Genomic DNA, 21,190 nt, shown 5'->3' with positions numbered 1-21,190 from the left:
TTAATAAGGCTATATATCTTTATATATAGAAAAAGTAATTTATTGTGTAAAATACTAGTATAAACTATAATAAAGGATAAGAGTTAAACCATAATAAGGTATCTAAAAGTAATTTTTATAATAAAAATATAGGTTTGAAAATTAAATTTTAACGTATACATCAAGATTTAAATTCAAATTATTATAGAGATAGGTAGTAAAAAATTAATTACCATAAAAGTCTACTAACTATATATTTTCATTTAATCTAAAAAATTCTTACTTAATAAAAGTAAATTAAAACTCTAGGTTAAAATCTTATAATGTAACTGAAAATATAAATAATAGGAAAATTTATGATAAGTTAATATAAAAATATGGAGGGGTAAAATTTGGATATAAATAAAAAGGTAGAGCAAATATTTACATATCTTCTTAGCGTGAAAAATATTAATGATAAAAAAATAAGAAATGTAAATGAGTATGAAGAGGTATTTTTTGAGTCTAGTTTATCAGATTTATTAGGAGTTAAGTTAAATAATGAAGTTGATGAAAATTGGGTTGAAATAGATAAAGTTAATAAAGAATTATATGATAAGTTTTCTAAAATATATTTAAAATTACAGAAAAATAGTGAGAATTTAGAAGTGGTTTATGGTCACGGATTACTTGTAGGAAACATTGATAATATTAATATAAGTCACCCTATACTAACTACAAAAATGACATTGAATTTTGATGAAAAAAATAGTAAGTTTATTTTAAAACCATATAATAATATTACTAATGCTGAGCTTGATTTTTTAACTGACATAAATAATATATCACTTGAAAATGTAATTAAAAATTCAGTGGAACTAAAAAGTTTAGGGATTGATGTGAAAAGTGATGAAGAAGTTATAAAAGGTATAAAATATATATCAGATTCTTTTAAAATAGATTTTGATGGCAATTATGGTAAATTTACTTCTCTTTTAGATATAAACGATAAAGAAGGATTGTTTTTTTACAATGAACCAATTATTATTTTTAGAAAAGTTGATACTAGACTTTGGAATGTAGAATTGAACTCAATGATTGAACATATAAAAAATGGTGGTGTAATACCTAAGACCATAGAGGCTTTGGTGAAAAATGAGGAAGTGAAAGAAGATGATTTATCTGTTGAAAAATGGAATGAATTAGGAGAAGATTTATTATTTCCACTACCATATAATGAAGAGCAAAAAGATATTGTAAAAAGGATTTCAGAGAACTTTGGAGTTGTGGTTCAAGGTCCTCCAGGAACAGGAAAAAGTCATACTATAGTAAATCTGATTTGTCATTTGTTAGCTCATGGTAAAAGGGTATTAGTAACAAGCCAAACGGATAGAGCTCTTAGGGTTTTAAACAATAAAATACCTGATGAAATAAGATCATTATGTATGAGTATTTTAGGTGATGATGCTAAAGCTATGGATGATCTTGATAATTCTGTAAGGAAAATAACAGAAAATTTATCTTTAGATACTTTGGAGTTAAAAAAACAATTTAAGTTTTTAAGATATAAATTGAAAGAGTGCAGGGCTAATCAAGAGGCCATATATGAAGAGTTAAAGAAAATAGAAGAAAATGAAAACTTAACCATTGAATATAATGAGGATAAATATACTTTAATGGATATGGCTCAGTATATTAGAGAACATGAAGATTTAAATTATATTGATGATAATCTTTGCATAAAAGATCATCCTCCAATAAATGAGGATGAGTTAAATAACGTTATACAACTTTTAGAAACTTTTGATAATAGTGATTTAGAGTTTTACGAAGGTATAAAAGGAAATATTTCAAAACTTCCTAACTTAGAAATTGTAATAAAACTTATGACTCAGTATATAAAAGAGGTAGCTAATATAGAACATCATAACAAAGTTTTATCTAATTGGAGTGATAAAGATATAACTAGTTATAATAATAGTCATTTAATTAATCTATTAGACGATGGTTATAAAACGCTGTGTGAAATAGAAAACACTTATGTTGCAAAACTTATGAAAGTTTATCATGGCAGTAATACTTCGAGAGAGTTTTGGGATAGTTTTTTAAAGCATTGTAAAGAACAAATTAGCGAAATATCAAATTTGAAAGCTGAATTGAATAAGAGCACTGTAGAATTACCATCAGATTTAGATTTTGATAAGTTTAAAAAAGATTTTAAATCGGTAGATAAAGTTATCAATGAAAAAGGAAAAGTGACAACTTTCTTTAAGATGTTACATGGAAATGTTAAGTATATATTGGAAGATATAAAGGTAAATTATAATAATATAACATCAAAAGAACAAGTAGAAGTAATAAATATGTATATAAAACTTAATGAATTAGAACGTGACTTTAAAAATTATTTTAATAATGGTATTACAGAATTAGACGGAGAAACTTTAGATATAAATGAAAGAAATTATATAGTTAAAGTAGAGGATGCAATACAAAAAATAGAAATAGTTACAAGTTGGGATTCTAGCTATAAAGATAAAATATTAAATTTATTAAAGGCAAAACACTTTAGTAAAGAAATAAATCTATATAATAAAGATACTTTTAGCTATATAAAAGAGTCACTAATAAGTTTGCGTTCGATAAAAAATATAAATTCGATAAAAAATGAAATAAATAATATAGTAAAAGAACTAAGAAAGTATGATGTTTTTGATGAACTATCAAATAATATAGAAAAAGGTAATGTGAGGTTTATAAAGGCATATAATGCAAAGGTTTCTTATGTAAGGACCAATGCATATAGATTAGACAAGCTTATAATGCTTAGAGATAAGATGTTAAAAGTATGTCCCAAAGTTACTAAATACATGTTTGCGTTAAGAGGAGATGTTTTAACAAATGAGTTTGTAAAATTTCATGATGCATTTAAGTATAAGGTTTTCTATGATTATATAATTATGATGCATGTTAATGACATTATGAAATTAGAAAAAAATTTACATCAAGAAAAGATAGTAGAAAATAATCTAGTAAAAGAAATTGTTAGTAAGCAAAGTTGGTATAATCAAATACAAAGAACCACTGAATCCCAAAAGAGAAGTCTCTTCGCATGGATGGAATCTATAAAAAGAATTGGTAAAGGTACTGGAGCACAAGCTATAAAATATAGAAAAATGGCTCAAAAGGAAATGGAAAAGTGCAAAGATGTTATTCCAGTGTGGATAATGCCAATTAATAGAGTTATAGAAAATTTACAGGTAAATGAAAATTTATTTGATGTAATAATTGTTGATGAAAGTAGTCAAAGTGATATAACTGCACTAACAACTCTTATGAGGGCAGAAAGAGCGGTCATTGTCGGAGATGAAAAACAGATAAGTCCAGAGGCAATAGGAAAAGATGCAGAAACTGTAGAAAAGCTTATAGAAACATATTTAAAAGATATACCAGATTCACAGTGGTTTGATTTAAAAACAAGTTTGTATACAACTGCACTAAGGGTATTCCCAAATAGATTAGTCTTAAAAGAACACTTTAGAAGTGTTGAGGATATAATAGGGTTTAGTAATAGTATTTCATACTCTAATGAAATAATTCCATTAAGATGTAGTAAAAATGATAATCCGTTAAAAGAACCATTAAAAGCTACTAAAGTAGATGAAGCCTTTAGAGATGAGAAAAAATCCATAAATCTAAAAGAGGCTTATGCTATAGTTGATAAAATAGAAGAATGTCTTAGTGATAAAACTTATGAAAATATGACCATAGGGGTTATATCTTTACTAGGAGATACTCAAGCTGAAGTTATTGAAAATTTACTAGTTGATCGAATTGGCATGGAGGAAATGGTAAAAAGGAATATTGTTTGTGGTGATGCTTATTCATTCCAAGGAGATGAAAGAGATGTTATTTTCTTAACATTAGTTATTGCAAACAATGTTAAATATAATACACTTGCAAAAGAATCTGATATTAGAAGGTTTAATGTAGCTGCAAGTAGAGCTAGAAATCAAATGTGGTTATTCCATTCTGTAGATTTAGAAGATTTAAACCCTAAATGTATAAGATATAAGCTTTTAGATTATTGTATGAACTATAAAAAGCATAATAATGATAATTATAGCAATAATATAGTATTGAGTGACTTTGAAGAAGATGTATTGAAAAAATTAGAAAAAAATAATTTTAAAGTTACCCCAAAGGTTAAAGTTGGAAAATATGATATAGATTTTATGGTAGATGCAGAAAAACGTATAGCAGTAGAGTGCGTAGGTGGAAAAAGAAGTGATAAATACTCATGGAAAGAAAGTTTGCAAAGGCAGCATACATTAGAACGTGTTGGGTGGAAATTTTATAAACTAAGAGGTAGTGAATTTTACTTAAATCCAGAGGTTGCATTTGATAAGTTGGAGGAATTTGTGAAGTAGAAAAAGTGGAGAGCACTCTCCATTTTTTCTATACATAATTTAAAAGTGATTTTATACAATTTCAATATAAAAGTTATATAAAGTTTATATTGCATTAATTGTGCAATAGATATTAGAATAATATATAATATATAAATGTTGAATGTTGTGGTTTAAATATATTATTTTATATATAATAAAATATAAAAGTCATATATAAAGGAGTTAGTTATATGAAAAATACATATGAAAAGTTAATTTTAATATTTAATAATAGTGGTGAAAAAATAAATGTTGGAGAAATGTTGAAAAAAGAAAGCAAATATTATTTCAAGTATAATATTGAAGGCGTTAACAAAGCTAAAGAATTTGGGTTCGAGGCATTATCTAATTTCCCAAGAATAAATGCTAAGTATTTCAAAGAAGAACTTTTTACAGAATTTAAAGAGAGATTAGCTGCTGAACATCTTAACGATGAAGAAATATTCGACTTACTTAAAAAAACTGGTGGAAAATTAGCTGAAGACAATTTAGAATTTGTATCTGAGGATAAGAATGAAGAAGAGAAAATAGAAGAAAAAACAGAAGAAAAAAGAGAAGAGAAAACTGAAGAATAAAATTAAACGAAATTTTCTAATATAATTACATATATTAATATTATGACATGTGCTATTTAAAAGTTTGCATTCTATACATTTGCATAACTTATATTAGGTGTAAAAACTTAATTCAAATTAGCACATGTTTTTTAAGGCATATAAAAAGAAATAAGAGGCTAAAGATTTGTGATAATACTGATTCTATTGTTTATTTGATTATGTATAGGTAAGAAAGGAGAAAATGAATGAAGAATGATTATAAAAGAAGATATGATTCATGGATGAGTTGTGAAGTTATAGACGAATTAAGTAAAAAAGAGCTTATAAATATAGATGAAGATGAAATAGAAGATAGATTCCATAAAGATTTGGAGTTTGGAACTGGTGGGCTTAGAGGGATAATGGGAAGTGGAACCAATAGATTAAATAAATACACTGTAAGTAAAGCTACAGAAGGTTTTTCTAAGTACCTAATAAAAAAATATAAAGATCCTATTTCTGTAGTTATTGCATATGATTCAAGAAATAGTTCCAAAGAATTTGCTAGATTTGCAGCTAATGTATTGGCTAGTAATGGAATAAAAGCATATATGTTTAAAGAATTGACACCTACACCTATATTATCTTTTGCAGTAAGAGAATTAAAATGTAATGGTGGAATAGTCATAACAGCATCTCATAATCCTAAAGAATACAATGGATATAAAGTTTATGATGATAAAGGAGTTCAGGTTACAGATAATATTGCTAAAAACATACTTAAAGAAATTAGTATTGTTGAAGGATTTAAAAATATAAAAGGGCTATGTAAAACCGAATTAGAAAAAGAATATCTTATAGAACATATAGGTGACGAATTTATATTAAAGTATTTAAATAAGGTAAAAAGTATACTAATTAGAAAAGATATAATAAAAAAATATGGAACAAATTTAAATATTGTATATACGCCATTACATGGCACGGGAAGAAAACCTATAATGTTACTTATGAAGGATTTAAATTATACATTTCAGATTGTAAAGGAGCAAGAAGAGCCAGATGGAAATTTTCCTACTGTACCTTATCCTAATCCAGAGCAGCCTGAAGTATTTCAATTAGGAATTGAAATTGCAAAAGAAAAAAATGCAGATATAATATTAGCTACAGATCCTGATTGCGATAGAATTGGAGTTATGGCAAAAGATTTTACAGGTGACTATAAAATTCTGACAGGAAATGAAGTTGGAGTGCTTTTAAGTTATTATATATTAAGTAGTTTAACGGAAAAAGATAAACTTTTAAAAAATTCTATTATAGTGAAAACTATAGTAAGCACAGATATGGTGAAAAAGTTTAAAAATGATTTTCAATTTGACGTTTTAGAAGTGCTTACAGGTTTTAAATATATTGGGGAATTGATAGAGGAAAATAAGGATAAAAATTTTCTTTTAGGATTTGAAGAAAGTTATGGATACTTAATGGGTGATTTTGTTCGAGATAAAGATGCTGTTATTGCATTATCAATTATTTGTGAAATGACACTGTATTATAAACTTAAAGGATTAACATTACATCAGCAGCTGAAAAGCATATATGAAAAATATGGGTACAATAAAGAAAAATTATTATCCTTTGAATTTAAGGGGATAAAAGGGAAAGAAAAGATAGAGTCTATAATAAAGAATTTTAAAGATGAATTTTATTATATAGTTAAAGAAAATAATATGGAAGTAAAAATGTTAGAAAATTATGAAAGTGGCAAAAGGGAAGTTATAGAAGACAAAACATGTGAAAAATTAAATTTACCTAAAGCTAAAGTTTTAAAATTTATATTAAAAGATGGTTCCTGGATTGTAGTTAGACCTTCTGGTACTGAGCCTAAAATTAAATTTTACTTATCCACAACGGGAGCATCAGAAAAGGACTGTATAGATAAAATTAATGAGCTTGAAAAAATAATTAATAAAATAATTAATTAAAAATTATAGCCCTCATTATATATAATGAGGGCTAGAGGTATTTTATAAGATAAATTGCTCGATTACAGAGTAAAGAGCATAAACACTGGCAATTGTAAAAAATTATTGAGAGTCATAAGAACCTGTTTTTACCACATTGTGTTTAAAATGTGTAATATCTTCACCATTTGCATTAGTAAAATCTACAGTTCTTTTATAATCTAAATCAAATTTTGAATTAAGTACAGATTTAGAATTACTATTAGGCTCATTTTCTACTAAGTTAGATGGATGTTTTAAATCATTACTATTTAAAGGACTATCAATTTCATACATATACAAAATTAACACCTCCTTATTTAAAATTAAAATCTTTCACAAATATAGAATTAGTAATTTCAATAGAAAATATTCATTAAAAAATATATTTTTAAAAAAAATTAAATTTAATAAGAAGATTATCAGAAACATAAGAAGTATTTAATTAAATATTTAAAAAAAATTAATTAAATATTAACAGAAAATTAATAAGATTAATCAAATTAAAAAAGCAGACAAAAGAATAAAACTTAAAAATAAATTGCAATATAGAAAATGAACAATATAAATTAAAAAAATAATAAAATATAAAAAATATAGGAAAATAGCGATATACATATAAAAGTTAATAAAAATGAACAAAATATGTATATTCAGAAAATTTTATAGTATAAATTTAATTGACTGAAACAAATTCATATGCTAACATTCAAATTGTCTAAAAATTTTTCCAAATAATTAATTTAAGGACAAAATTTTCAAAAACAGAATAAATTTAGGGGGAGAACTTATGGAGGCTAAAGTCGAGAAAAGAAAAAGTTTGTTTCAAAGATTCTTGGATGGAGTAGAAAGAGTTGGAAATGCTCTTCCACATCCAGTGACAATATTTTTTATCTTATGTCTTATAGTTATGGTTGTATCACATATATGTTATAAGATGGGTGTTGCTGTTAATTTTACAAAAATTGACAAAGAAACTAAAGAAGTTACAGATTCAGTAGTTTCAGTTGTAAGTTTATTAACACCAGATGGCATAAGATATATATTTGAAAATGCAGTGAAGAATTTTACAAGTTTTGCGCCACTAGGAACAGTTTTAGTTGCTATGTTAGGTGTTGGAGTTGCAGAGGGTACAGGACTTATATCAACGTTAATAAGAAAATTAGTTTTATCAACTCCAAAGAGCTTAATAACAGCAGTAGTTGTTTTTGCTGGTATAATGTCAAACATTGCATCAGATGCAGGTTATATAGTGTTGATACCATTAGGAGCATTAATATTTGCTAGTTTTAAAAGACATCCAATGGCAGGTATTGCAGCTGCCTTTGCAGGAGTATCTGGAGGATTTAGTGCAAATTTAGTTATTGGAACTATAGACCCATTATTAGCAGGATTAAGTACGGAAGCTGCTAGAATGGCTGATTCAGCATATTATGTTAATCCTATGTCAAATCTTTATTTCATGTTTATATCTACATTTTTAATAACTATTTTAGGTACGTTGATAACTGAAAAATTAGTAGAGCCGAGACTTGGTGAATATAAAGGTTCTATGGATGAATTAAAATTAGATAAAATAAGCAAAGAAGAAAAAAGAGGAATGAAATTTGCTGGATTATCATTACTAGTATTACTAATAGGAACTATATTACTAGTGGCACCAAAGGGAGCTATTTTAAGGCATCCTGAAACAGGTTCAGTTATCGAACACTCTCCATTTATGAATGGAATAGTTTTTGTAATAATGATGTATTTCTTAATTCCAGCAGTAGCTTATGGAATTGGAGCAGGAACAATAAAAGATGATAAACAAGTAGTGTCAGCTATGAGTAAAGCAATGGCAGGTATGGGTGGATATTTAGTACTAGCCTTTGTTGCAGCACAATTTATAGCATACTTTAACTATACTCAACTTGGAACAATAATTGCAGTAAAAGGAGCAGCTGGGTTAAAAGCTATGAACTTTACTGGAATACCATTAATAGTGGCCTTTATATTAGTTACAGGATTTATAAACTTATTTATGGGTTCTGCATCAGCTAAATGGGCTATAATGGCACCGATATTTGTACCATTGTTCATGCAAGTAGGATTATCGCCAGAATTAACACAGGTTGCATATAGAATAGGGGATTCAACAACAAATATCATATCTCCACTTATGAGTTACTTTGCACTTATAGTAACAGTAGCACAAACTTATGATGAGGATTCTGGAATTGGTACTATAATATCAACAATGTTACCATATTCAATGATTTTCTTAGTAGGATGGACTATGTTACTTATGGTATGGTTTGCATTAGGACTACCACTAGGACCAGGAGCACCATTACATTTTCCAATATAGAGCTATTTAAATTTTTATATAATGAAAATAGGTGCTAAAGTATTAAAAACTTTGGTACTTATTTTTACTTTAAATGAATCGATTTATTAAAAAATGAAAAAAATTTAATGATTTGTACAAAACACGTTTACTTTGTTATTAATATAATTTAAAATAAATAATAATTGTAATGAAAGTAAATAAATTACATAAAATAGGAGGGTGACATGGTAAATAAAGAAAGAATATTAAACGAGTTCTTAAAATATGTTCAAATTGATAGTGAAACTAAAAATGAAAAAGAGTTTGCAAATTTTATACTAAATGAGTTAAAAAATTTGGGGTTAGAAGTTGAGATGGATGATGCAGGGTCTAAAGTTGGATCTAATGCAGGAAATGTTATAGCTAAATTAAGTGGAACAAAAAAAGTACAACCTATATTATTTAGTTGTCATATGGATACAGTGTCTCCTGGTAATGGAATTAAACCAATAATAAAGGATGATGTTATATATAGTGATGGAACAACAATATTAGGTGGAGATAATAAAGCTGGAATAGCTGCAATAGTTGAAGCTTTAAGAGTTATAAAAGAAAACAATATAGAACATGGACCATTAGAGATAGTATTTTCTATATTTGAAGAAGGTGGATTATTTGGTTCTAAAAATTTAGATTACTCTAAGTTAGATTCAAAAATTGCATTTGTACTTGATAGTGGTGGAGAACCAGGACAAATAATAGTTAAAGGACCAGCACAAGATGCAATTACAGTAACTGTAAAAGGAACTCCAGCTCACGCAGGAGTATGTCCAGAAGAGGGCGTAAGCGCAATACAAGTTGCAGCAGATGCTATAAGTAATATGAAACTTCTAAGAATAGACGAAGAGACAACTGCGAATATAGGAAAAATAGTAGCAGATGGACCCAATAATATAGTATCTCCAATAGTTGAAATAAAGGCAGAAGCTAGAAGTTTAAATAAAGAAAAATTAGATGCTCAAACAAGCCATATGCGTAAATGTTTTGAAGATGCAGGTAAGAAGTTTGGAGCTGAAATTGAATTTAAAGCTACTAGAATGTATCAACCATTTAATGTTTCAGAAAATGAAAATGTAGTTGAAATAGCTAAAACTGCATGTAAGAATCTTAACTTACCAATGGTGTTACAAGGAACAGGTGGTGGAAGCGATACTAACGTTTTAAATGCTAATGGTTTAAAAGCAGTTAACTTAGGAATTGGTGAAAGAAAAGCACATACATTAGAAGAACATCTTCATATTAAAGATTTAGTTAGTGCATCTAAATTAGTTCTTGAAATAATTAAAACAGTATAATTGAAATTAAGCATGTCTAGGTATACTTTGAAGTATATCTAGTGCATGCTTTTTTTATATATTAACAAAAAAATAAATTAATTAACAAAAATTATGCAGAAGACTATCACAAAAAAAATAAGATTTACATAAAATAGAATTAAGCAATAAATAAAGGTGATATTTTGTTATATGCATTAATCTTAGCAGGTGGAAAAGGAACAAGATTATATCCCTTATCAAGATCAGATAATCCAAAACAGTTTTTAAAAACTGTAAACAATAAAAGTTTTCTTAGAAATACTGTTGATAGGATTAAGCCAATAATCGATAAAGAAAATATCTTTGTTGTTACTAATAAAGAGTATATAGATAAAATATATGAGGAGTTGCCTGAAATAAATAAGGAAAATATATTTATGGAGCCTGAGAATAAAGAGACTGCTACTTGTATAGGTTTGTCTGCTGCAAAGCTTCTAAAAAAAGATAAAGAAGCTGTTATGGTAGTGTTACCATCTGATCACTATATTGAAGGTGAAAAGCAGTTTGCCGAAACTATAAATCAAGCAATAGAAATAGCAGATAAAAAAAGAGGGCTTGTAACAATAGGGGTGAATCCTACTAGACCAGAAACTGGATATGGATATATAGAAATGGGAAGACCAGTTGTAGCTGCTATACCAACATTTAGAGTGGAACGATTTACAGAAAAACCAAATTCTGAAGTGGCTAAAGACTTTCTCTTGAAAGGGACCTATTTATGGAATAGTGGAATGTTTGTATGGAGAGCTGATATATATTTGAGGGAGATGCAAAGATATCTCCCTAAGATGTATGAGTGTATAAATAAAATATATCAAAGTATTGGAGAGGAAGATGAAGAAGAAGTTATAAGTGAACAGTATCAAAAGATTGATGGGATATCTGTTGATTTTGGAATTATGCAAAAAACTAGAAAGGCATATGTTATAAAATGCGGTTTTGTTTGGGATGATATAGGAAGTTTCAATGCATTAACTAGATTTTTAAAACAAAATAAAGGTAACAATATATCAGGACCATCATTTTTAGATGAAAGTGAGAACTGTTCAATATTTGGCAAAGATAAACTAATTATTGGCTTTGGACTAAAAGATTTGGTTATTGTAGATGCTGGGGATGTTATACTTGTGATGGATAAGTCGAAGGATCAAGAAATGAAATATTTATTAAATTCTATTAAAGGGCAGGAAGGGTTAAAAGAATTTTTATAATATAATGTGCTATCTATAAAAAATGCTATCAATTATTTAATTGGTAGTGTTTTTTATTATAAAAATTTACAGTGAAGGTTGAGAAGTAAAAAAATTTTATTTGATAAAATATAAGCTGAAATTAAAATATATAAACTTATATAAATCAAGTATAATAGATATATAATGGAATTAATTAGGTTAATTAGGAGGGGGAATGAAAAAAATATTGTTTGTTTTAGGTGTTTTATGTATAGGATATTTTTTGTGCATAAATACAATTTTGGGGTACATCACTTTTAGTGGTTTTTATTTAGTTATAGGTATAGTTCTTATGCTATATGGAAGGTTTAGAGAAAAAATATTTTCTTATAGTATAAAAAATAAAACACACAAGATTATAAAAACTGTTGTAGCTATTTGTATTTTAATATTTATCATAACAGAGGCATATATAATTCTATATCCCAAAAAAAGCATAGAGTCTTGTGATTATGTAATTGTATTAGGAGCAGGTATTAAAGGAGAAACGTTGAGTACTACATTAAAGGATAGATTAGATGCTACACTTGATTATATAGATAAAACCAATTTTCAAGGCATAATAGTAGTGTCTGGTGGAAAAGGCTCTAAAGAAAATATTAGCGAAGCAGAAGGTATGAAAAGGTACTTAGTATCTAAAGGAATTGATAATAATAGGATTGTTATGGAGAATAAGTCTACAAATACTTATGAAAATTTTAATTACTCTAGGGGTGTAATAGAAAATATAACTGGTACAGAAATAGGAGAAAAGGATGTTACAATTGTAACAACAGATTTTCATGGTGCAAGGAGCAAAATGCTAGCGAATCGAAATAAATATAAAAATACTAGATTATATACTAGTAGGACTAGATGGTATTTAGTTCCGGTTATGTATGCAAGAGAATTTTTTGCTTTTGGAAAATCTATAGTTTTTGATAAATAAAAATAAAAAAATATTTTACTTTTTTATGGTAAATTTCATGTTATAATATAAATATATAATATTATAAAAATATTTAAACAAAGGGAGTATTGATGACTGCTAAGATAAAAAAATTCAATGAATTATCAAGAGATTTGAAAGAAAATTTATATAATTTAATTCTTCAATGTGATAAGAATTATACTAAAACTTTTAATGAAATGACAGATTTTTTTGAAAGTGATGTATTTCAGTTTGGTAATCAAATTTTAACTATAGTAGATGATGAAAATATAGTAGCAGTTATTGGTGTAATAACAAAAGAGATTAGAATTTGTGGAGTTGGATATATAACTGAAACTTATTTTAATTTTGAACTTATAAAAAAATATGAAAAACAATTTAAAATTTTATTGAATGAAGCCATTAATATTTGTAAAAAAGTAAAAGCAACAGAAATTTCGCTAGGTATTAGGTCTGAAATGTTTGAAATAGAGGAATTTTTTATTAAATATGGATTTATAAAGAAATATGATGCTATTGTTATGAGATATAATGTTATAAAAAAACATAAACATTTTAATGATAGTAATATAAAATTAGAAAAGTTAGAACTAAAAACTTTGGACATTTTTGTTGAATTGTATAATAAAGCATTTAAAGACACTATTAATGCAGCTACTATAACAAAAGAGGATGCTAGAGAATTTTTGGAGATTTATAGAGAAAATGAAAAATTCTTAGGTTTAATATATGAAAAAAATTTCCCAATAGGAATATATATGTTAGCAGAAGTTGATAATGTTGGTTGGATAGATAATATAGGTGTTTTAGAGGAGCATAGAGGACGTGGCATTGGAAGACAGGTAATATATAAATGTATAGATGGTTTTATAGATAAAAACATATTAACAATGAGGTTATTAGTTATAAGTTCAAATAATGTTGCATTTGAACTTTATAAGAATATAGGTTTTGAAGAAGAATATATTTTTTCAAAATGGTACGTAAAAAATATGAAGTTTTGATTTTTATGATAGGTTATAAAGTATTAAGTAACAATATATTATTTTTAGGATTTTAAATATTTAAAATCTATATAGGCATAAAAACTTGGAATATATTTTGAATACTAATTCGTTAAGGCATATGAAAAAAATTATTAGGTAATTTAATCTATTAATTTATTAAATGTGCTCAAATTAAAAGTGTATGAACTTTTGTTCATACACTTTTAGTTTTTTAATTTAAACAATTGTCTCATAAACAGTTTTATAAACATTTAATGTATTTTTAGCTGTATTTCCCCATGAAAAGTTTTGAGCTCTTTCAAACCCTTTTTCGGCATAATAATTTCTTAAAGTTTCATTGCTAAGCAAATTTCCCATAGCATCACCGAGTTTATCAGAGTTATAAGGGTCAATTAAAATCCCTCCGTCACCAACTACTTCTGGAATTGAAGTTAAATTAGAAGTTATAACAGGTGTTTTACAATTCATAGCTTCAAGTGGCGGAAGCCCAAAACCTTCATATAGCGAAGGATAAACAAATATTTCACAGCCGTTATAAAAAATAGGTAAATCTTCATCTGGTACAAAACCAGTAAATATTATTTTATCATTCATATTTAAGCTATTCATTAATTTTATTAGATATTGAGATTCATCTTTATATGAACCTACAATAACTAAATTATACTCATCATCTAAGTTATTGCATATTTTGCTAAAAGAAGTTATTAATGATTTAACATTCTTTCGTTCACTGAAACCACCTAAATATAATAAAAATTTTTTAGAAATATTATATTTTTTCTTTAATAGATCTTTACAAATGGTTTTATCTAGGGGCTTGTATTTGGCATCAGCAGCCAATGGTGTTACAAATATTTTATTTTCATCTATAGGAAAAAATTTCAATATATCTCTTTTGCTAAATTCTGATACTGTGATTATTCCTTGAGAATTATCTATTATATTAGGCATTTCTTTTAAAAATTTTAAAAGATAGCCTTTGCCTACAGTTTCTGGCATTATATATGGAATTAAATCATGTATAGTAACGATTTTTTTGCAATTGATAGAACTGCTAAGGCCTATACCGTTTTGGGGAACATGGTATAGGTCTATATTTTGATTTTTTAAATCATAAGGGAAAAAATAATCTTGAAAAAATCTATGGTGTTTTCGAGATGTTGATATGATTTTAGTATTAGGTTTTTGATAGCATTCATATTTATCCATTGACCAATAAATGTGATAATAATTATCTTTATCTATATTAATTAAGTTTTTTAAAACATTTTCAGTATAAGTACCTATACCAGTACCGTTATACCAATTGATACCACGTGCATCAATCCCAATTTTCATAAAAATATCCCCCTTAAAATAGTTCTTGTTAAATCAAAAAGTAAACTAAAATATAGTGCAAATATGTTAAAAGTTAATATAAGACTAAGAAATCAATAGAATTTAGGTTATATAAATTAATTAATTTAAATATTATTAAAATATATAACCTAATAGCAAACATATAAATTCTCTTATGTTTATAATTTTTAGGGATGTTTAAAAAAATATAAAAGTATATATTACTATATTAGAACAATGGAAAATATATGTTACAAATTAGAAAAATAAAACACATATTAACATAAAAATTCATATATTACATATATAAGGAATTTAGGGAGGGATACTTTTGAATAACCCCAATATAGAGGAATTTATAAAATTACAATATAATCTTAATGTATTAAATGTAGAAAAAAATAAAAACGTTTATAGAATAGAAACTGATGAAGATATATATTGTCTAAAAATTATAAAATACGATTTTGAACATTTTATGTTTATATTAGGTGCTATAAAGCATCTTCAAAATAGTAAGTTTGAACATATACCAGAGATTATAAAAACTACTAAAGGTAGTGATTATATAAAGTTTAACAATAATTATGGATATTTAACTAAATGGATAAGCGTAAGAGAGTGTAATTACAATAATGTTATTGATGTAAAAAATGCTGCTAGAAAGTTAGGAGAGCTTCATAATAAAAGTGAAGGTTTTATAATTAAACCTAATATGAATCCTAGGGTAGGGTGGTTTAGGTGGATAGAAACATATAAGATACGAAAAAATGAGATATTAGATTTTAAAAGAAGAATAGATAGTAAGGCTGAAAAGAGCGACTTTGATAAGCTTTATTTATCTATAATGGATGAAGAGTTGGACCGATGTGAAAAAAGTATAAATGATTTATTTAATTCTAAATATATGGAAACTATGCAAAACCATGTGAAATCACAGGGGTTTTGTCATCATGACTATGCCCATCATAATGTATTAGTGAATCAAAATGGAATAAATATTATAGATTTTGACTATTGCATTTTGGACTCATATCTTCATGATTTAAGCAGTTTGCTTATAAGAAGAATGAAATATAGTAGATGGGATATATGTAATGCACAGGAGGTACTCTATGCTTATATGGAAAGTCATAAATTAAATCAAGATGATATTTTTATAATGGCATCTTTTATGGAATTTCCTCAAGATTATTGGCAACGAGGAATTCAATATTATTGGGAAAAACAATCATGGGGTGAAGAATTTTTCTTAAAAAAATTAAATCTATATATAAGTGATAGAAATGAGAAACAAGAATTTATAGATATTTTTAAAGAATATAAGTTATAAAAGGATAACTGGGATTGGAGGTATTTTAAGTAATGAGAAGATTTTTTTATGATAATTTTCAAGAATATTTAAAAGAAAAGGGTGTAAGGAAAATAGATTTTATTTTAAAAGATAATGAGTCTTTAAGTAAAAGAGGTTTAGATGAAAGAGTGTTCAATCAAATTGAAATTATAAATGAATTTCATAAAAAAGCTTGTGGGTTTAATGGTTATTTGAAATATAGAATAAACAATGATACCTGTAAGGCTGTTGAAGAGTATAAGGTTCAAATAAAAAGACTGAATAAACATATGGATAAAATAAAAAGAGATGGTCCTGATGGTGTGTTTGAAGAATTTTTACAAAAAAATGGAGATGACAATTTACAAAGAGCGCAGAAATGCATTGATCACATATACGAAAATAATTACATGGAGTTAATAGCTCGAAGTATGGAAAATGTAGAAATATGTTTAACTGATGTTGGCTTTGATAATTTACAACAAAATAAGAGTATAGAAATAGTTAACTTTTATGATATATCTTATAATATGGTAGAAATGGATGGATATTTTCTTTTAAGTAAATTAAAAAGAAAAGGTGCAAATTTGAAGTGGGAAGAGCATATAAAACATTTTTGTAAGTCAGAAGGATTAGGGGAAGATAGTGAAAAATTTATATTAGCTATGATGTCTTATCCCCATGAATTTATGAGGACTTATGATAAGTATAGAAAAAATAAAAGAAATTGGAATGATGAAGATTATATAAGAAAAATGAATAAATCTTTAGATGAAGATGGAGAAACTTTGATATAGCTTTAGATTTAAACTTAAGATTCAATTAAAACTATAATTGAAAAAATATAAAATTTGAATTACAGCTTTAAAAAAGTGGGGTGAGTTGTCTTATGGTTAGGGGTGACAGCGAAGAATACACTTTATATGATGAGGTTATTAAAAAATATGATTATAAAGTATATGATGTTATACCAATAAGAAAAGTGCTTATTTTATTTACTGATAAAGGAAATAAAATTTTAAAACAAATAAATTATGATATAAAACACTTAGATTTTATAAGTAAAGCTATGGAATACTTAAAGAAAAATAAGTTTTTAAATGTTATAGAATATGAAAAAAATATTTATGGTAATTATTATACAAAACATAATAATAAGTACTATATTGTTATGAATTTGATTGAAGGAAGAGAATGTGAATTTAATAATCCAATAGAGTTAAAAATGATAGCTGAGGGTTTAGCAAAAATGCACAATGCTTCAGAAGGATTTAGATATGATAATAATGGATATAGATATAATCCTGGAACTTTGATTGGAAATCTTACAATAAAAAAAGAAGAAATCAAAATATTTAAATCTTTAGTAAGTAAATATGAGAAAAAAAGTGAATTTGATAAAATATTTCTAGAAAATGTAGATTATAATTTGAAACGTATGGATGAAAGTATTAAACTTTTAAATGAATATCAGTATTTAAAAGCATGTAGTTGGGAAGATAAGATTGTGTTATGTCATAATGATTTGGTGTATCACAATATGATGATAAAAGATAATGAAATTTATTTTATTGATTTTGATTACTCAGTAATTGATTTAAGAGTGCATGATTTATGTAACTTAATAAATAAGGTTTTGAAAAATTTTGCATTTAATTTTAAAAAAGCAAGGTTTTTAATAAGTGAATATAACAAATTTTATAATTTAGAAGAAATAGATTTTCAAATATTATATGGAATGTTAGTGTTTCCACAAGATTTTTATAGTATAGTTAAAGATTATTATAAAAGAAAAAAGATGTGGGAGGAAGAGACTTTTACTTTAAGATTAAAAAGAAAAGTTAGATATAAAGAAGAACGTGAAGATTTTTTGAAAGAGTTTAAAAATTATTATAATTTATAATGCAAAAAGGTATCTCATGAAATGATAAATTATCAAATTGAGATACCTTTTTTATTATGAAATTTTTAAATTTGTTAACCATGAATTATTTTATTGTAAGCGTATAAAGTTTTTTTACCTGCATTGTTCCAAGATAGAGAACTAGATTTTTTAAATCCCTTTATAATTAAAGAATTTCTTATATTTTCATCACAAAGTGCCTCTTCAATCTTACTAGATAATTCATCAATGTCTTCAGGTGTGAAAAATAGGGCAGCATCTTCTATGATTTCAGGCATAGATGTCACATTAGAAGAAATTACTGGTATGCCACAAGCCATAGCTTCGATTGGAGGTAGTCCAAAACCTTCATAAAAGGATGGATATACAAATAAACTAGAACAATTATAAAGATAAGGCATGTGATTCATAGATATAAAACCTGGAAATATAACGTTATTTTCAACATTATAATCATAAGTACATTTCTTGTAGATAGAATAAGATTTGCCCTTACTACCTGCAATGACTAACTTATGTTTTTCTTTAATATTGTTTGGTAATTTACTGTATGCCTTTATAAGTCCTACTATATTTTTTCTAGGGCTAAACCCACCTACATATAATATATAGTTTGAAGGTAAATTGTAATGTTTACTAATAATGCTTTTGCAAATAGTTTTATTAAGTGGTTTGTAAATACTTTCGCTAGCAAGATGTGTAACAAAAATTTTATCTTTAGGATAATTAAAATCTCTAGCTATATCTTCTTTTGAAAAATTTGATACAGTTATTATGCCATCGCTGTTGTCTACAATCCATTTCATATTGCTATTAAATATAGATAAGTATCTATCACCTACAGTTTCAGGCATATGAAGAGGAATTGTATCATGTAATGTTATAACAAAGGGACAATTCTTTTGAATAGGTAATCCTACACCATTTTGAGGAACGTGATATATATCAAGGTTCGTATTTGAAATGGAATTAGGAATATTCACTTGGTCCCAGAACGGAGAATTTTCTTTGTCGGCTATGGTTTTCAAAATAAAGTTATCTTTAAATTTTATATCATTATTATAATTGCAGTTAATAAAAAGTAAGTACTTATTTAAACCATCTATGTTATTTAATGAATTTATTAACTGATAGGTATAGGTACCAATTCCTGTGCCTCTATACCATTTTGCAGCTCTTGCATCTATTCCAATTTTCATAATAAAACTCCTTAATAAATCAGTATGTGAATTCTTCTAATTAAAGTATATTAACTATTTATATTAAAATATGTTAATAAATAGTATTATAATTATTAAATTTTAATTTAATAATTAAAAGGGCTTAATTATCAATAAAAAATGCTTATATAATATTTAGCTAAAATTAAGCAATTCTATTTATCTGTTATTAAACATATAAATTATATGGGAGGTGTTAAAAATGATGAGAGAATTTGAAATAGAGCGCCAATTTGACTTGAAAATTGAAAGCATAAAACCAAGTAAAGGCGTATACTGCTTGAAAACAGATAGTGGAACGAGATGCTTAAAAAAAATAAATTATGGCACTCAAAAGCTTTTATTTGTATACGGTGCTAAAGAGCACCTATATAAAAATGGATTTCATAACATAGATAGGTATTATTTAAACAAAGATGAAAACCCGTATGCATTAGTAAATGAAGATATTTATACCTTATCCCAATGGATAGATGGAAGAGAGTGTGATTTTAAAAATGATGAAGACTTAGTTATAGCTAGTAAAAGCTTAGCAAGGCTTCATAGTGCATCAAAAGGATATGAACCACCTGAGAATAGCAAATTAAAAACAGATTTGGGAAGATGGCCACATCTTATGGAAAAAAGAATAAAATCTTTTGATAGGATGAGGGAGATGGTAAGAAGAAAAAAGACTCATAAACGTGATTTTGATATGAATTATATAAAAAGTGTAGACTATTATAAAGAACTTGGAAAAGAAGCATTGGAAGTCCTTAATAGCTCTAATTATTTTGAAATATGTAAAAGGGCAGAAGAAGAAAAAAGTTTTTGCCACCATGATTATACTTATCATAACATTATTATAGATAATGAAAATAATATTAATGTTATTGACTTTGATTATTGCAAGAGAGAAGTTAGGGCCTATGATATAGCAAATTTTTTAATGAAAGTATTAAAAAGAAGAGACTGGGATTTAAATATTGCCAAGCTTATAATAGATGCATATAATTCAGAAAGTAAAATACAAGAGGAAGAATATAAGGTTATATATGCTTTTTTATTATTTCCTCAACGTTTTTGGCGTCTATCCAATAGGTATTATTATAACGAAGTTAATTGGATTCAAAGTACTTTTAATAAGAAGATTGAAGAGCTTATAGAGGAGCAAGAAAAATTCAAAAAATTTATTGAAGAATTCAAAGAGCTTTATAATTTATAGCTATTATTAAATTTATATTTTGAATAATAAAGGAGTTGAAAAACTTAGTTTTTCGACTCTTTATTTGTTTAAAACAATACATATATATAGGGAAACAAGCTCCAATTTAGATTCATTCAATGACCTTGAAGTATTTTTATACGAGATACAGTATTGAATTCTAAGTGATTCGGAGCATGTCTTACTATTTTGGGTATTCAAGTTTTGGAAGGAGTAATTTTAAAAGTCAAATTGGAACCTTATATAGGGTTCCAAGTTGATAGCTAAAATTATACTGAATAATAAAAATCTTTCTACAAATACTTAATATACGTAAATTTTTAAATATAATATTGTATAGAAAGGATTTTATTATGGGAAGATCAGCTATAAATATTGAAACACTGC

Annotated in this window: 15 protein-coding genes; 12 read left to right on the top strand and 3 right to left on the bottom strand. The window is 26.1% G+C overall.

Features of this window, described 5'->3' with window-relative positions:
- The first annotated feature begins 371 nt into the window (after nucleotides 1-371).
- The 3 genes from ACYUE0_RS07275 to ACYUE0_RS07265 all read left to right on the top strand — a co-directional run bounded on the left by ACYUE0_RS07275 (nucleotide 372) and on the right by ACYUE0_RS07265 (nucleotide 6,927).
- Nucleotides 372-4,388 (top strand): AAA domain-containing protein, encoded by a 4,017-nt coding sequence (locus tag ACYUE0_RS07275; protein WP_460270035.1) that lies wholly within the window; start codon nucleotides 372-374, stop codon nucleotides 4,386-4,388.
- A 212-nt stretch (nucleotides 4,389-4,600) separates the two neighbouring features.
- Nucleotides 4,601-4,984: a hypothetical protein gene (locus ACYUE0_RS07270; protein ID WP_061994057.1), complete on the top strand. Its 384-nt coding sequence runs from the start codon at nucleotides 4,601-4,603 to the stop codon at nucleotides 4,982-4,984.
- 227 nt (nucleotides 4,985-5,211) lie between these two features.
- Nucleotides 5,212-6,927 (top strand): phospho-sugar mutase, encoded by a 1,716-nt coding sequence (locus tag ACYUE0_RS07265; protein WP_460270034.1) that lies wholly within the window; start codon nucleotides 5,212-5,214, stop codon nucleotides 6,925-6,927.
- A 102-nt stretch (nucleotides 6,928-7,029) separates the two neighbouring features.
- Here ACYUE0_RS07265 and ACYUE0_RS07260 read toward each other — a convergent pair whose 3' ends face one another.
- Nucleotides 7,030-7,248 carry a hypothetical protein gene (locus ACYUE0_RS07260; RefSeq protein ID WP_460270033.1) on the bottom strand — a complete coding sequence of 73 codons (219 nt, stop codon included), beginning with the start codon at nucleotides 7,246-7,248 and terminating at the stop codon, nucleotides 7,030-7,032.
- Nucleotides 7,249-7,735: 487 nt separating this feature from the next.
- On the opposite strand from ACYUE0_RS07260, the gene ACYUE0_RS07255 reads away from it, so the two are divergent.
- The 5 genes from ACYUE0_RS07255 (at nucleotide 7,736) to ACYUE0_RS07235 (ending at nucleotide 13,799) form a co-directional block, all read left to right on the top strand.
- Complete coding sequence (locus tag ACYUE0_RS07255; protein ID WP_460270032.1) at nucleotides 7,736-9,295, top strand: AbgT family transporter; 1,560 nt, start codon at nucleotides 7,736-7,738, stop codon at nucleotides 9,293-9,295.
- 206 nt (nucleotides 9,296-9,501) lie between these two features.
- Entirely contained in the window at nucleotides 9,502-10,611 is a 1,110-nt protein-coding gene (locus ACYUE0_RS07250; RefSeq protein ID WP_199869285.1) for a M20/M25/M40 family metallo-hydrolase, read from the top strand.
- Between the two features lie 164 nt (nucleotides 10,612-10,775).
- Entirely contained in the window at nucleotides 10,776-11,843 is a 1,068-nt protein-coding gene (locus ACYUE0_RS07245) for a mannose-1-phosphate guanylyltransferase (RefSeq protein ID WP_460270031.1), read from the top strand.
- A gap of 196 nt (nucleotides 11,844-12,039) precedes the next feature.
- A complete protein-coding gene (locus ACYUE0_RS07240) occupies nucleotides 12,040-12,792 on the top strand; it encodes a YdcF family protein (RefSeq protein ID WP_460270030.1) in 753 nt (250 codons plus the stop codon).
- A 92-nt stretch (nucleotides 12,793-12,884) separates the two neighbouring features.
- On the top strand, nucleotides 12,885-13,799 hold the full coding sequence (locus tag ACYUE0_RS07235) for a GNAT family N-acetyltransferase (RefSeq protein WP_460270029.1): 915 nt from the start codon (nucleotides 12,885-12,887) through the stop codon (nucleotides 13,797-13,799).
- A 219-nt stretch (nucleotides 13,800-14,018) separates the two neighbouring features.
- Here ACYUE0_RS07235 and ACYUE0_RS07230 read toward each other — a convergent pair whose 3' ends face one another.
- On the bottom strand, nucleotides 14,019-15,143 hold the full coding sequence (locus tag ACYUE0_RS07230) for a glycosyltransferase family 4 protein (protein ID WP_199869289.1): 1,125 nt from the start codon (nucleotides 15,141-15,143) through the stop codon (nucleotides 14,019-14,021).
- Nucleotides 15,144-15,474: 331 nt separating this feature from the next.
- On the opposite strand from ACYUE0_RS07230, the gene ACYUE0_RS07225 reads away from it, so the two are divergent.
- From ACYUE0_RS07225 to ACYUE0_RS07215, 3 genes are all read left to right on the top strand, one after another.
- Entirely contained in the window at nucleotides 15,475-16,476 is a 1,002-nt protein-coding gene (locus tag ACYUE0_RS07225; protein ID WP_061994066.1) for a CotS family spore coat protein, read from the top strand.
- Between the two features lie 32 nt (nucleotides 16,477-16,508).
- Nucleotides 16,509-17,273 carry a hypothetical protein gene (locus ACYUE0_RS07220; RefSeq protein ID WP_460270028.1) on the top strand — a complete coding sequence of 255 codons (765 nt, stop codon included), beginning with the start codon at nucleotides 16,509-16,511 and terminating at the stop codon, nucleotides 17,271-17,273.
- 92 nt (nucleotides 17,274-17,365) lie between these two features.
- Nucleotides 17,366-18,379, top strand: a complete 1,014-nt coding sequence (locus ACYUE0_RS07215; RefSeq protein ID WP_460270027.1) for a CotS family spore coat protein — start codon at nucleotides 17,366-17,368, stop codon at nucleotides 18,377-18,379.
- Between the two features lie 74 nt (nucleotides 18,380-18,453).
- Here ACYUE0_RS07215 and ACYUE0_RS07210 read toward each other — a convergent pair whose 3' ends face one another.
- A complete protein-coding gene (locus ACYUE0_RS07210; RefSeq protein ID WP_460270026.1) occupies nucleotides 18,454-19,578 on the bottom strand; it encodes a glycosyltransferase family 4 protein in 1,125 nt (374 codons plus the stop codon).
- A 223-nt stretch (nucleotides 19,579-19,801) separates the two neighbouring features.
- Here ACYUE0_RS07210 and ACYUE0_RS07205 point away from each other — a divergent pair, with 223 nt between their 5' ends.
- Nucleotides 19,802-20,803, top strand: coding sequence for a CotS family spore coat protein (locus tag ACYUE0_RS07205; protein WP_061994070.1), 1,002 nt, complete (start codon nucleotides 19,802-19,804; stop codon nucleotides 20,801-20,803).
- Nucleotides 20,804-21,190: the final 387 nt, after the last annotated feature.

Source organism: Clostridium sp. CTA-19 (assembly GCF_054767855.1).
Note: the sequence above shows the minus strand (reverse complement) of the source record. Positions and strands in the feature narration are given on the sequence as shown.